The sequence below is a fragment of the Bacillus sp. NEAU-Y102 genome (genome assembly GCF_054788175.1).
In genome coordinates this window covers 1-13,516 of the sequence record NZ_JBTWFK010000025.1, presented here as the reverse complement: position 1 = coordinate 13,516, position 13,516 = coordinate 1, and the positions used below count along the sequence as shown (strand labels likewise).

Here is a 13,516-nt window from a genome sequence, read left to right as displayed (position 1 = left end):
TTCTATCTCACTCTTATATATAGGGCTAAAAGTTCCGCAAGGAACGGGTCGTATTTTTGAGAAAACCACTCAAAAATCTCCACCCTCAGAATCAAAAAGTCGGTTCGTTTATCCTCACCGAAAGGCTATCGCCTTTTCTTTTTGATTCTTGTCCTTGCAAAACTTTTTTCGGCGGGTTTTTAGCTTTCGCCAAGCCGAACAGACCAAAAACGGGGTTAAGTTGCTCGACTTGGATCAACAATTATACCCGCCGAACCGCTAGTTCTATCGATTTAAATAATAAGCTTATTCCATATTCAGTTACGTTAAGTTCTTGGGGGCTAGCCCCCAAACCCCCAGCCAGCACTCACACCCAAAAACAGGGGGAAATAGCATGATAAAACATTTTTACATCTTAAAATCACGTTATTATAAAGAAATTTGGTAGTCTTTAATTAGCCTTTAACTTAACCTCAAATTTAAGGGAGATGTATAAATGAACATCGGTAAACAGATACAATATTTTCGTAAACGGGATAATATGTCCCAAGAAAAGTTAGCAGAAAAAATCCATGTTTCCAGACAATCTATTTCTAACTGGGAAAATGAAAGGAACTATCCAGATATTCATAATTTACTAATGATGAGTATTCTCTTTAACGTCTCCCTGGATGATTTAGTTAAAGGAGATGTAAAGATCATGAAAGAAGAACTTCAAAAATTAACTTTCTTTAAGTGGAGTTACATCATGTTAGCATCAATGATTATACTTCCTATTTCTATTGCACCTGTATTTTACTTTTTTGGTTATTATGGTCTTATAATACCTTTTGTACTTACGATTTTGCTTATGTTTTCATCACTGAAAGTTGAAAACATAAAAAAAGAGCATAATTTAAAAACTTATCGTCAAATAATTGATTTTATAGAGGGAAAACCTATAAGTGAAGTAAAGCCTAATATAAAAGACAAATTATTAAAAATAGGTTTGATGTTTGCAAGTGCTTTAATTAGTTATAGTTTGATTTATTTAGGATTGAGTGTATTTGGAAGATAACACTTAGAAAACTATTAAAAGTCCTCCGGATTGTTTAACTGGAGGACTTTTGTGTTTACATAATTTTCGTTAGCGGAAGTTAAATTTATGAATGTTTATTAATAATATTTCCTATACTTTTTAATCCAAAAGGTAATTGATATTAAGCAATCAAATCTGTTTGTGGAATCTTCCACTTACTTTTTTGTTTGACCCTTTTTGTTCCATTGTGGAAAAAGAAGAGAAATAAGGTACAAGAAGGCTGCTGTTGCAACTGCTGACCAACTAATGGATATCCAATCAATTCCATCATGTTTGATCATACTAGCAATTACAATCCCGATAAGAATACCTAAACTTGTTAAAAGGTATGATTTCCAATTTAAATCTGTCGATCTTTTACTATCTTGAATTATTTTTTCTTTCAACTCTCCATCACTCCTTAATAATTCATCGATTGTGATCCCGAATAAATCACTTAAATCGATAATCACTCCAATACTGGGATAGTTTTTACCTGTTTCCCACTTTGAAACTGATTGACGGCTAACATGTATTTTTGTAGCAAGGTACTCCTGTGACCAACCTTTCTTTTCTCTTTCTTTTTTTAATTTATCTCCAAAAAACATATTGTTTATCGCCCTTTCTTATTTCAGTATTGTTGAAGTGGATGACTAAAGTAAAGATAGTTATAGGCGCATTAAAGGTGCAACAAAAGGTTGCATCTTTAATGAGCCTCCAAATGACTCGTTTGTTAATTGTATTATCCATCTATAACAAATTTTACTATAAAAAGAACCGTTTTTTATTTGCTACTCAACTTTTATTTTGTATATCTTATTCATGTATAGTTAACATAACGTCCTATTATTAATAGCAAATAAAAAGACTTGTCCTTTTTTATAAAGGACAAGTCTTTTTAAAATTCTTCATCAAAAATGATAAAAAATCTTACCAATGTTTGCGATTACTATGACAACAAATAATAAAACATTTACATTTTCTATGATGTCTACATCTACAAGAATCATTATCATGTTTGTGTTTCCACCAGTCGTTATGATCCTCACATTTACTAGAACGACTACTATGTTTCCACCAGTCGTTATGATCCTCGCATTTACTAGAATGACTACTATGTTTCCAACAGTCATTACTCCAACTCATTTTTATACCTCCTCTCAAACAAGAGTTATATTATTCTATGTTTTAATAGAAAAAATGCTTGTTTGATAACCTATAGTGAATTTTATAAAAAACTTCTACGAATATTTATTCAAAATTAGTTAACATAACATAAAATTATTGATAGCAAATACTTTGATAGAATTCGTGTGTTTACAAGGTTTCTTCTTTTTTGTCTCGCTATCTTGTATACAGGATTTTAAACATTGTTGATATAACGGGAATCAGTAGAATCCTCTTTACTCTTTTTTTGCATAAAATCTTGTATACATAAAAAAGATTTTGATGTTGGTATTGAGATGTAATGAGTATTCAATTTTAAAATTGATGTGTGTTCCTAAGAGTTGATCTGTAATACGAACTATACAAACTACCCATGTAAAGATTATGAGAGTTAAGAATTTGAAACAAGTGATACGTGAATTATTAGGAAAAAGGGTATATCATTGCTTATAGCGAATATATTTTTGAGGTGAGACGCTATGAAGACGCTATATAGTCCTGGCGACGTGGCAGAGCAATTAGATATCCAATCTAGTACATTACGTAAGTATGCTGATGTACTAGAAAAAGAGGGTTATACTTTCATAAAGAATGAACGTGGACATAGGAAGTATAGAGAAAGTGATGTAATGGTGTTTCGTAAGGTTATAAACTTAAAGAACGACACAGAAATGACATTAGAAAATGCTACAAAGCAAATAGTATCATGGCATCAAGGTGTTGAAGTATTGCCATTAGAGCGACATGAAGTTGAGCGCTATGAAGAGCCTAATTTCAACGCTACACCGCTACAGGCGATGATTCAAGAGCAAAAAGAGATTATTGAAAAACAAAATTACTTACTACAAGAATTAAACAAACGTTTAGATGAACAAGACCAGCGATTCACACAAAGAGAATTGAAATTATTGAGCGCTATACAATCGCTACAGGATTCCCAAAAGCTTATAGCGACAAATAATAGCGAAGACATGGCGAAGAACCACGGCCGCGATGAAATGCTCATGCAAACAATAAGGGAAGTCCAAGAAGTTCAGAAGATGATTGCAGTAAGTAAAGATAAGAAATGGTATGAGTTTTGGAAATAATTTTTTGAAATTTGATTAATTATCTCTTGCCACCTCTAAAAAATATAGGAAAATGAATATAAAAGTAAGGTTTAGAGTTATATGAGAATTCTGATCTTTTTGGGATATTACTGATAATTTGATTTTATTTGAACTAAATCTTAGGAAGAAGGAATTGTAAATGAATAAGAAATGTCCTAATTGTGGTTCTAGAGAAATCAGGCAAGATTCATTAAATGCCCAAGCATGTTTAAGACTTATTAGTACGAATAACCTTTTTAATCAATTTTCAAGAGTGATTGCTGATGTTTGCACGGAGTGTGGTAACATTTTATCTATGAAAGCAGAACATCCAGAGTATTTTAAAGTAGATAAATAAAAATTATTGATAATACAGATTATGTGAACGAAAAGTTCCTTTAGAAGAAAGATCTGAAGGGATTTTTTTATAGATTTTGAGGTACATTGACTGTTGATAATATAATGTTATGTAAATAAAAGAAAGGGGAATTTTTTAGGATTCCTCTTTCTTTTTTAGTGCATGAAATGTGAAAAAGAACTGATTTGCTTTAAAAATATAACTTGTTTTATTTTATCAGATTTGTACTTGTTGAGTTTGTAATACTTTCAAAGTAAGATCAAGAACAATTTTTTCACGTAATTTGTCAAATTCTTTCTCAGGATATTGATCATAATATTTATCTTGATATTTATCTTGATATCTATCTTGATTTCTGTCCTGATATTCATCATGTTTTGAATCATGATGAACATCATATGATGAATAATCAAGTTCATAAAATTCCGCACTAATTAATTCACAATATGGTTGTTCATTATAGAAAACATTATTTTCAAAGAAGTATTTGTCTAGACGAGGAACATCATTCTTTTTCGGATTAATGAAACGAGCTTTATTTTCCGAACCAAAAGCTATAATTGGGAAAGAAAGAAATTCATCTTCAGTCAAATCAGCAAAACCAGAGAATCGAACCTTTGCAATTCGATCATGAATCACGCCATTGCAGTATTTAGCAGCGTATTCAATGTTTTTACGAATATAGCCTTCTACAAACAATTTTGCTCTTGTTACTTGAAAATATCCTGTTTCATTAATTGGTTCATATTCAACAGGTACTAGTTTACATTGTGTTAAAAATACATCTTTTAACACTCTTTTAATTTCCACTGCTGGTGGAGAAAGTGGAATTTCTGCTTCTACTACAATTTGAAGTGTTCTTTCTGCTAATACAACTGGAATTTTAATTCTTGGATTGTTTGTAAGAACAGGCGTTGCCTCAGTATCACTGAGTGGAATCCGCGATTCTGATTTAACCTTACAATCTTTATTTTTATTATTATCTTGTTTATATTCTTTTTCACTCAATTTAAAAAAGCCTCCTTTGAGTTTATGTTTTGAGTGTGTTTATACATTCTTTAACATGTTATGGAGTGTATTTATATGTGTGAGGGCATGTATAATAGTGATTTTCCTCATTTTTAAATAAAAAAATAGATTATAGTAATAAAATCTATTTTTTTATTATTTGATTTTGTTTAGCATATATTTTTGTGGAAGTATTGTTAGACTCTTTTATATTAAAAAAATAGGTAGTACTAAATAAAATTCATTAGAACTATTTTGAATAGGAAAGCATGTCTTATAGTGTGGAACAAGCATTGGACACTTGTTTTACACTCATAAATTTAGTCTCTTTGAAAGGAAAGGGAATCTATTAGTAAATCCCTTTTTTACATTAAATAGATTCAAAATGTTATTTATTCTTTTTTATAAGATTAATATACTTATTTTTTTGAAAGAAATAATATGAGTATATAAGTCTAGTTAATCACAGAAAAAATAAAATTTGTATATATTAAAATAACGATATTTAGAATAAACAAAAAAGATATTCAGTATGAATATCTTTTTTGTTTATTCTGTGAGTTGTTTGTCGGAGAGAATATATTTGCCATTATCGATTTTATTTTATGAAATTATTTTTTAAAAGGTGTATGTAATTTGGGATTTTTTGATTTAACTATTTGAGCTATATTTTATTATGTTTTAAATATGAAATACATCTAGGATATTATCTTTTTCTTTTTTATTAATTTCAATGTATTTCAGTGTAATTCTTGGTGTACTGTGGTTGAGTATGTTTTGCAACATAGCAACATCTTTTGTTTGTTTATAGAACTAATAGCCGAAGGTTTTGTGCATTGTGTGGGTAACAATGGACTCTACGCTGGCAAAGTCTCCGGCTTTTTGCAATTGTAGATAAGCTTGGATCTTACTAATGGGTTTGTCTCCTTTTCGAGAAGGAAATATTTAGATAAGTTTCACTCACTTTTTTCATTTTATTTTATAGTTCCCTTTAGGAGAGCACTAACGGATATTGGTGTTTTTTTAGTAGGTTGGTTTGAAAAATAAGAAGTTTTCTTTGTTTTAAATTTGTACTTGTTGTATTTGTAAAACTTTTAAATCAAGGTTTAATACAATTATTTCACGAAAAGTATTAAATGGTTCCTTTAAGTTTGTTAGACAAGGGGAAAAGTCTAATCCAACAAGTTGAGTACTGACTAATTCGCAATATGGTTGTTTGTTATAATAAACTGTATCTCCGAAGGAACATTTTTCTAAATGTGGTAAATCACCGTTTTTAGGATTAATAAAATGAAATGTAGTATCTGAGGAAGAAGCTATTAAAGGTAAAGATAGAAAATCATCTTCTATTAGATCTGTGGAACCGGAAAATGGAACATTTACAATAGAATTATATATAATTCTATTGTATTCATCATATACATACTCAATACTTTTATGGATATACCCTTGTAAAAATAATTTAGCTTTTGTAACTAGGTTGTAATTTGTACCTGGTATCGGAGTAAATGCTAGAGGAACTAAATCACCTTGTGTCAAAAATACGTTGTTTTTTAAGATACGCTTAATTTCAATTGCTGGAGGATCTAATGAAATATTAGATTCTACAACAATTTGAATTGTTCTTTTGGCTAATATAACTGGCATTTGTACAAGCGGTGTTTCTGTGGTAACAATGGGTGTTTCAACTTTATTATTTAATGGTGTTTGAGTTTGTCCTACCACCTGACATGATGTATTAATTGGACGTTGTTTACTCATGTTACTTAGACTCCTTTTTAAAATTACTTTAGATTTTTAAAACTGTTCAATGTTAATGTATTAATTTTTTTCATTTATGTTATTCGTATCAATTTAATTTTTTAATAATATATAAAGATAATTAAATTTAAAATAATTGTGGAATAGGTCATGTATTTACTTTTATTCCTATATTCAATTTATAGGGATTATAAATATCGTTTTGTCTATTATGAGTACACCCTAATCATCCATCTATTAGCTACTGAAAACACTTTGTTCCAACTGTATGATTAGGATGTATGATAATAAGTTGAAAAATAACAAGGAAACCCATGATTATAAGTATGGTTGAAAATAAATGTATGACTAATACTCAAAATTACATGTATCTAGGCTGTACCCTTAGATGTCGTTTTTTTTGATAGATTTTAAATATGGAAATTATCAAGTATATTGTCTTTTTCTTCTTTATTAATTCCAATGTATTTTAGTGTGATTTGGGGTGTACTATGATTTAGAATTCCTTGCAACATAGCAACATCTTTTGTTTGTTTATAGAACCAATAACCGAAGGTTTTGCGCATGGTATGAGTTCCGATGGATTCTATATCGGCAAAATCTCCGGCTTTTTGCAATTGTCGATAAGCCTGGATCTTACTAATATGTTTGTTTCCTTTTCGGGAAGGAAATAACCAGGTATTATCTAGAGTTTGAGCATAAGAGTGTACCTCATCAAAAATGGAAGTAAGGTTAATCATCCGTTCTTTCTTTGTTTTTCCTTCTTTGATTTTGAATTCTTTTCTCTTTTTCTGTTTTAATTTTAGTATGGTTTGTGTTTCGAGTTGGAGTAGATCACTCACTCGTAATCCGGTATGGATGCCGATAAGAAACAGAATATAGTCTCGTTCGGAGCAATGACGTTTCAGAGCCCATTTCATATCTTCGATCTGTTCTTTGCTACGGATGGGTTGGACATCAATAAGATGTGGCTTTTTATTCATGGATTTATGACCTCTTTATTTATAGTGTTTTGAATGTATACTTTTGTTGTATAAATTGAAGATATCAGGGGAATTGGTCGGAAGTCAATATTTAAGGGGAAATGAAAGTAAACTAATATTTAAAAGTTTACATTGGAACTTTTTATTATTAATTGTATAAAATATCGTGAAATTAGAAGTGTATTAAGGTGAAAAATGGTGTTTTTTTTAGATAAAAAGCCCAGTTTTTACTAGGCTTTTTATCTAATTTATTTATGTTCTATATGGGTTAGCACCAACAAGATGCGAATTTCATATGCTAAGAAATTAGTAAAACATTTATTAAAAAGTTTTACATATTAACACTTTTTTAAATCCAAAGTATAATGCAATGAGCATTTACAATATAGTCTTGGCCGTTGCTAATAAGAAAACCTACAGCAATTGCTGTAGGTTTTCTTATAGTAAACTTTTATTCAAAATTTTATATTCGAACTGATTATAAAAATGAACATACAATAATGGGAACTTTGAAGATGGTATGACATGAAAATAGTATTTCTCTCATATGCAAAAAAACCTAGCAATTGCTAGGTTTTTTGTTTTTTTATTGTCTTTTAACAACGACCCATAAATCAGGTAATATAGATATTGCTGAAGCGTTACGAAGCATAACAGCCATAACAAATGGATAACTACTATGAGGTGCGGATGTTACTGCATATACATTCTCTACTGGGTTAGTACTGAAGCCGCCACTTATAACTTGTTCATTAGGCGATGCAGTTAATCGAAAGTCTATGGTTTCACCAGGTTGTATGTTTACTACATTAAGCCAGGTATATCGTACGAAACCATCTTTTAAATCTTTTATATCTGTCCCCGGCATGTTTGTAGTTAAATCAATACGTCTACTAACTGGTCGTGCATGTTCTTGATTATATATTGTGTTTGGTGTTGGTTGATAATTCCAATTATTTGTGTATGGGGATTGATTGTATTCATAATAGTTATTCATTTAATCAGCTCCAATAGAAATATTAAAAACTATGATCTATTTTATTTTTACACATTTAGATAAGAAGATTGTCTTTGATTAATTGGGTGTATCTTCCAATAAATTATATATTATTAGTTATAGTTTTAAGATTAATATATATAATTAGATATTTGAAAGTCATTGTTGATTTTAAGTAATTAATAATAGATAAAAATAGCATTTGGTGATTTGTCAACGGTAAGCGGACGAACGTAGCAAAGCGAAGTGAAGGAGCATTAAGGAGTTGACAAATTCACTACACCAAGACCCTCTTGTGGTTGTCAAAAGGTACCCTTTTGACCCTGCCTACCGGCGAGGGAGCCCCTCAAGGATTTGAGGGGTTGGGGAGTTCGATGGATGGGGGCTGGGGAAGAGTTCCCCAGTGGGTTTGGGCAAAGCCCAAGGTTTGTTTTTCCCATGCTGTGCATGGGTCGGCGAAGCCGAACGGCGTCGCAGACCCCTATCAATTTTGATGCGTTAGCGTCAAAATAAGTATAGGGTTACATCAATTGACACAATTTCGTCGTCTTGTTAGACTAATTGTATCAATTGATCTAGAGGAAGTGGTGGCACTTTATGTTGTTTTCTATCTCATTTAATCAATCTCACCAAAGTTCATTAAGCCATAATAACAGAGAAAACATTCATGGGAATCCTGGCATAGATCCATCCAGGTTAGAAGAGAATATCTACTTTGTTCAAAAGGACATTCGAAGTGTATACAAGGATGTCTTTCAAGAAGCAGTAGATAAGTATAACGAGAAACAAAAACGCAATGATCGTAAAATTAAGGATTATTATGACAAGATAAAAAAAGATACAAAGACACATGAGCAACGAGAATTGGTTGTAGCGGTTGGAGAGGGTAAAGATGACCCAAAGTATAGGGAAGCTAAAAAAGAAGCGTTAAAACAGTATGCTGAGGCGTTTCAAGGGCGAAATCCAAATCTAGCAGTCTATAACATGGTTTTACATGATGATGAAGCAAATCCGCATTTACATATTAATTATGTACCGAATTTCGAAAGTAGTCGAGGATTAACGAGGCGTGTCGGAATGGATAGAGCCTTGCAACAACAAGGCGTACAAGGAAAAGGAACGGAGCTAATTGCGAATTGGAGACAATTAGAAACGGCTTATATTGAATCTTTAGCTAAAGAACAAATTCCAAATTTTGAACGTGCCAATGTGGGTACACATAAATATATGAAAGTCCGTCAATACAAGGAATATGCTGAAGCTGTTTCTAACATAGAGAATCAAATTACAGAGATAAGTAAGAGATTGCCGGATAGCAAGATTACGCTAAAGCCCAAAAAGAAAGAGATTAAGACGGAGGTAAAGCCAAAATTAATTGGTAAACCTGAAATCATTGAAAAAGAAACAGGTAATTATGTTTTTTCACCAAAGCAACTTGAAAAAGTAGAAGAATTGATAACTGCAGCAGTCACTGTAAAAAAAGATTATGAGCGTTTGCAAAATACGGATTTGGTAAAAGAAAATAGGGATTTGAATCGTCAAGTCAATAGTTTGTATGATTCTTTAAAAGAATCTCAAAAGATAAATTTAGATTTGAAAGAGGAAAATAGAAAGTTACATACTGAAATAAGCTCATTAAAGGCTCATATAAAGGATTTGAAGGAGAATATAAGAGTTTTGTATCAACAGACGAAAAAAGCTTTTAAAGAGAAATTTAAGGTATTTAGAGGGATTATTAAAAATGAATTGGATAATAAGGGAATAGATAATCAATTTGAACGTGAACATAAGAGAGAAATAAGCAAACATCGGGATTTTGATAGGGAAAGATAGGATTGATAATGATGAAAGCATTGGATTGTATGAGTTTGAAGAAGAAAAAGAGGATTGAATGTTGTGCTTTTGTAAGAGATGGAAAGCTTTAACAAGGTGTTTCATGTTATTATAGAGAAAGACATACAAACGAGAAAAACCGCCCAAGCTTTGGACGGCAAGGCGGTTTTTCATAATAAGGTTGGAATCAACCAATATATATTCTATATACATTCTAACATATAAAAGTTGATTCCTTCCACTAAGGGAGAGAATTATTTTATGACAAAAGTTGTAGATTTTGGACAAGCTGAAAAAAAAGCGAAAATAAGAGATAGTAAGATTGATAGCATTTATGACCAGTTGCAAGCCGGTGGTTACTCAGAAGAAGAGAAAGCAATGCTCTTGCAGTTATTAAGTAAAACAACTGGTGGAGATGAGTATTTCATAGGGAAAAAGAAAAAACCTACAGATCGGGTGAGGTTTGTGCAGCTAATTATGGATAACGTTAATTATCTTACTGAAATTGAGTATTTGAGTAGTAAGGAAGAAGCATTTTTATTTAAACTTGCTCCATATGTGGAGTTCAAAACTAACGTTATTATTCAAAAAATTGATAAGGATAATGTAGATACAAGCACTCCAGCATCACCTACATATTTAGCCGAACGTTTTAAAATGGCAAGAAAAAATGTTTCTTTAACGATGAATGGTTTATTTAAAAAAGGGGTTCTAGGAGTTGCAGCAGCAGGAATAACAACAGAAGATGGTCGTGCATGTACAAGTCGTACATGGTTTGTAAATCCTAATATTATGTGTTGTAGTCCTAAAGATGGAATAGATAAAGCAACTCAACATATTTTTAGAAATTCATTAAAGAACTTTAAAATTGATGAGTCTAAGAAGAAATATAAATTACCAATATACTTATTTTAGATGTCAAATTCTCATTGACATCTTTTTTTTATTGTGTTTTTCCTTTTTTTAGGTGTTACTTTTTCGTAACACAGGTGTTACTTTTTCGTAACACCTCATAAGCTATAAACCCTTGGTATTACTGGTTTTTTTTATTTCTTCTATCTCACTCTTATATATAGGGCTAAAAGTTCCGCAAGGAACGGGTCGTATTTTTGAGAAAACCACTCAAAAATCTCCACCCTCAGAATCAAAAAGTCGGTTCGTTTATCCTCACCGAAAGGCTATCGCCTTTTCTTTTTGATTCTTGTCCTTGCAAAACTTTTTTCGGCGGGTTTTTAGCTTTCGCCAAGCCGAACAGACCAAAAACGGGGTTAAGTTGCTCGACTTGGATCAACAATTATACCCGCCGAACCGCTAGTTCTATCGATTTAAATAATAAGCTTATTCCATATTCAGTTACGTTAAGTTCTTGGGGGCTAGCCCCCAAACCCCCAGCCAGCACTCACACCCAAAAACAGGGGGAAATAGCATGATAAAACATTTTTACATCTTAAAATCACGTTATTATAAAGAAATTTGGTAGTCTTTAATTAGCCTTTAACTTAACCTCAAATTTAAGGGAGATGTATAAATGAACATCGGTAAACAGATACAATATTTTCGTAAACGGGATAATATGTCCCAAGAAAAGTTAGCAGAAAAAATCCATGTTTCCAGACAATCTATTTCTAACTGGGAAAATGAAAGGAACTATCCAGATATTCATAATTTACTAATGATGAGTATTCTCTTTAACGTCTCCCTGGATGATTTAGTTAAAGGAGATGTAAAGATCATGAAAGAAGAACTTCAAAAATTAACTTTCTTTAAGTGGAGTTACATCATGTTAGCATCAATGATTATACTTCCTATTTCTATTGCACCTGTATTTTACTTTTTTGGTTATTATGGTCTTATAATACCTTTTGTACTTACGATTTTGCTTATGTTTTCATCACTGAAAGTTGAAAACATAAAAAAAGAGCATAATTTAAAAACTTATCGTCAAATAATTGATTTTATAGAGGGAAAACCTATAAGTGAAGTAAAGCCTAATATAAAAGACAAATTATTAAAAATAGGTTTGATGTTTGCAAGTGCTTTAATTAGTTATAGTTTGATTTATTTAGGATTGAGTGTATTTGGAAGATAACACTTAGAAAACTATTAAAAGTCCTCCGGATTGTTTAACTGGAGGACTTTTGTGTTTACATAATTTTCGTTAGCGGAAGTTAAATTTATGAATGTTTATTAATAATATTTCCTATACTTTTTAATCCAAAAGGTAATTGATATTAAGCAATCAAATCTGTTTGTGGAATCTTCCACTTACTTTTTTGTTTGACCCTTTTTGTTCCATTGTGGAAAAAGAAGAGAAATAAGGTACAAGAAGGCTGCTGTTGCAACTGCTGACCAACTAATGGATATCCAATCAATTCCATCATGTTTGATCATACTAGCAATTACAATCCCGATAAGAATACCTAAACTTGTTAAAAGGTATGATTTCCAATTTAAATCTGTCGATCTTTTACTATCTTGAATTATTTTTTCTTTCAACTCTCCATCACTCCTTAATAATTCATCGATTGTGATCCCGAATAAATCACTTAAATCGATAATCACTCCAATACTGGGATAGTTTTTACCTGTTTCCCACTTTGAAACTGATTGACGGCTAACATGTATTTTTGTAGCAAGGTACTCCTGTGACCAACCTTTCTTTTCTCTTTCTTTTTTTAATTTATCTCCAAAAAACATATTGTTTATCGCCCTTTCTTATTTCAGTATTGTTGAAGTGGATGACTAAAGTAAAGATAGTTATAGGCGCATTAAAGGTGCAACAAAAGGTTGCATCTTTAATGAGCCTCCAAATGACTCGTTTGTTAATTGTATTATCCATCTATAACAAATTTTACTATAAAAAGAACCGTTTTTTATTTGCTACTCAACTTTTATTTTGTATATCTTATTCATGTATAGTTAACATAACGTCCTATTATTAATAGCAAATAAAAAGACTTGTCCTTTTTTATAAAGGACAAGTCTTTTTAAAATTCTTCATCAAAAATGATAAAAAATCTTACCAATGTTTGCGATTACTATGACAACAAATAATAAAACATTTACATTTTCTATGATGTCTACATCTACAAGAATCATTATCATGTTTGTGTTTCCACCAGTCGTTATGATCCTCACATTTACTAGAACGACTACTATGTTTCCACCAGTCGTTATGATCCTCGCATTTACTAGAATGACTACTATGTTTCCAACAGTCATTACTCCAACTCATTTTTATACCTCCTCTCAAACAAGAGTTATATTATTCTATGTTTTAATAGA

General features: G+C 31.1%; 14 protein-coding genes and 1 pseudogene. 6 read left to right on the top strand and 9 right to left on the bottom strand.

Going from position 1 to position 13,516, the window contains the following annotated elements:
• The first annotated feature begins 475 nt into the window (after window positions 1–475).
• Entirely contained in the window at window positions 476–1,036 is a 561-nt protein-coding gene (locus tag ACYFX0_RS30655; protein ID WP_460272067.1) for a helix-turn-helix domain-containing protein, read from the top strand.
• 176 nt (window positions 1,037–1,212) lie between these two features.
• On the opposite strand, the gene ACYFX0_RS30650 is transcribed toward ACYFX0_RS30655, so the two are convergent.
• On the bottom strand, window positions 1,213–1,644 hold the full coding sequence (locus ACYFX0_RS30650; protein ID WP_460272065.1) for a helix-turn-helix domain-containing protein: 432 nt from the start codon (window positions 1,642–1,644) through the stop codon (window positions 1,213–1,215).
• A 322-nt stretch (window positions 1,645–1,966) separates the two neighbouring features.
• The gene (locus ACYFX0_RS30645) at window positions 1,967–2,182 is read right to left on the bottom strand and encodes a hypothetical protein (RefSeq protein WP_080017766.1); all 216 of its coding nucleotides are present in this window, start codon (window positions 2,180–2,182) and stop codon (window positions 1,967–1,969) included.
• 500 nt (window positions 2,183–2,682) lie between these two features.
• Here ACYFX0_RS30645 and ACYFX0_RS30640 point away from each other — a divergent pair, with 500 nt between their 5' ends.
• Both ACYFX0_RS30640 and ACYFX0_RS30635 read left to right on the top strand, forming a co-directional pair.
• Window positions 2,683–3,291 carry a DUF3967 domain-containing protein gene (locus ACYFX0_RS30640; RefSeq protein WP_460272074.1) on the top strand — a complete coding sequence of 203 codons (609 nt, stop codon included), beginning with the start codon at window positions 2,683–2,685 and terminating at the stop codon, window positions 3,289–3,291.
• Window positions 3,292–3,451: 160 nt separating this feature from the next.
• Window positions 3,452–3,649: a hypothetical protein gene (locus tag ACYFX0_RS30635; protein ID WP_102957052.1), complete on the top strand. Its 198-nt coding sequence runs from the start codon at window positions 3,452–3,454 to the stop codon at window positions 3,647–3,649.
• Between the two features lie 216 nt (window positions 3,650–3,865).
• Here ACYFX0_RS30635 and ACYFX0_RS30630 read toward each other — a convergent pair whose 3' ends face one another.
• The 5 genes and pseudogenes from ACYFX0_RS30630 to ACYFX0_RS30610 all read right to left on the bottom strand — a co-directional run bounded on the left by ACYFX0_RS30630 (window position 3,866) and on the right by ACYFX0_RS30610 (window position 8,398).
• A complete protein-coding gene (locus ACYFX0_RS30630; RefSeq protein WP_098223429.1) occupies window positions 3,866–4,657 on the bottom strand; it encodes a CsxC family protein in 792 nt (263 codons plus the stop codon).
• Between the two features lie 681 nt (window positions 4,658–5,338).
• Window positions 5,339–5,602, bottom strand: a pseudogene (locus ACYFX0_RS30625) (tyrosine-type recombinase/integrase); the annotation flags it as partial.
• 117 nt (window positions 5,603–5,719) lie between these two features.
• Entirely contained in the window at window positions 5,720–6,418 is a 699-nt protein-coding gene (locus tag ACYFX0_RS30620; protein WP_460272073.1) for a CsxC family protein, read from the bottom strand.
• A 410-nt stretch (window positions 6,419–6,828) separates the two neighbouring features.
• A complete protein-coding gene (locus tag ACYFX0_RS30615) occupies window positions 6,829–7,401 on the bottom strand; it encodes a tyrosine-type recombinase/integrase (RefSeq protein ID WP_460272072.1) in 573 nt (190 codons plus the stop codon).
• A 586-nt stretch (window positions 7,402–7,987) separates the two neighbouring features.
• Window positions 7,988–8,398 carry a hypothetical protein gene (locus ACYFX0_RS30610; RefSeq protein ID WP_460272070.1) on the bottom strand — a complete coding sequence of 137 codons (411 nt, stop codon included), beginning with the start codon at window positions 8,396–8,398 and terminating at the stop codon, window positions 7,988–7,990.
• Window positions 8,399–8,995: 597 nt separating this feature from the next.
• Between ACYFX0_RS30610 and ACYFX0_RS30605 the strand changes: the two genes are divergently transcribed.
• The 3 genes from ACYFX0_RS30605 to ACYFX0_RS30595 all read left to right on the top strand — a co-directional run bounded on the left by ACYFX0_RS30605 (window position 8,996) and on the right by ACYFX0_RS30595 (window position 12,320).
• The gene (locus ACYFX0_RS30605) at window positions 8,996–10,231 is read left to right on the top strand and encodes a plasmid recombination protein (protein ID WP_460272069.1); all 1,236 of its coding nucleotides are present in this window, start codon (window positions 8,996–8,998) and stop codon (window positions 10,229–10,231) included.
• A gap of 261 nt (window positions 10,232–10,492) precedes the next feature.
• The gene (locus ACYFX0_RS30600) at window positions 10,493–11,146 is read left to right on the top strand and encodes a MarR family transcriptional regulator (protein WP_327960241.1); all 654 of its coding nucleotides are present in this window, start codon (window positions 10,493–10,495) and stop codon (window positions 11,144–11,146) included.
• Between the two features lie 613 nt (window positions 11,147–11,759).
• On the top strand, window positions 11,760–12,320 hold the full coding sequence (locus tag ACYFX0_RS30595) for a helix-turn-helix domain-containing protein (protein ID WP_460272067.1): 561 nt from the start codon (window positions 11,760–11,762) through the stop codon (window positions 12,318–12,320).
• 176 nt (window positions 12,321–12,496) lie between these two features.
• On the opposite strand, the gene ACYFX0_RS30590 is transcribed toward ACYFX0_RS30595, so the two are convergent.
• Both ACYFX0_RS30590 and ACYFX0_RS30585 read right to left on the bottom strand, forming a co-directional pair.
• On the bottom strand, window positions 12,497–12,928 hold the full coding sequence (locus tag ACYFX0_RS30590; protein WP_460272065.1) for a helix-turn-helix domain-containing protein: 432 nt from the start codon (window positions 12,926–12,928) through the stop codon (window positions 12,497–12,499).
• A 322-nt stretch (window positions 12,929–13,250) separates the two neighbouring features.
• Complete coding sequence (locus ACYFX0_RS30585) at window positions 13,251–13,466, bottom strand: hypothetical protein (RefSeq protein WP_080017766.1); 216 nt, start codon at window positions 13,464–13,466, stop codon at window positions 13,251–13,253.
• Between the last annotated feature and the right edge of the window lie 50 nt (window positions 13,467–13,516).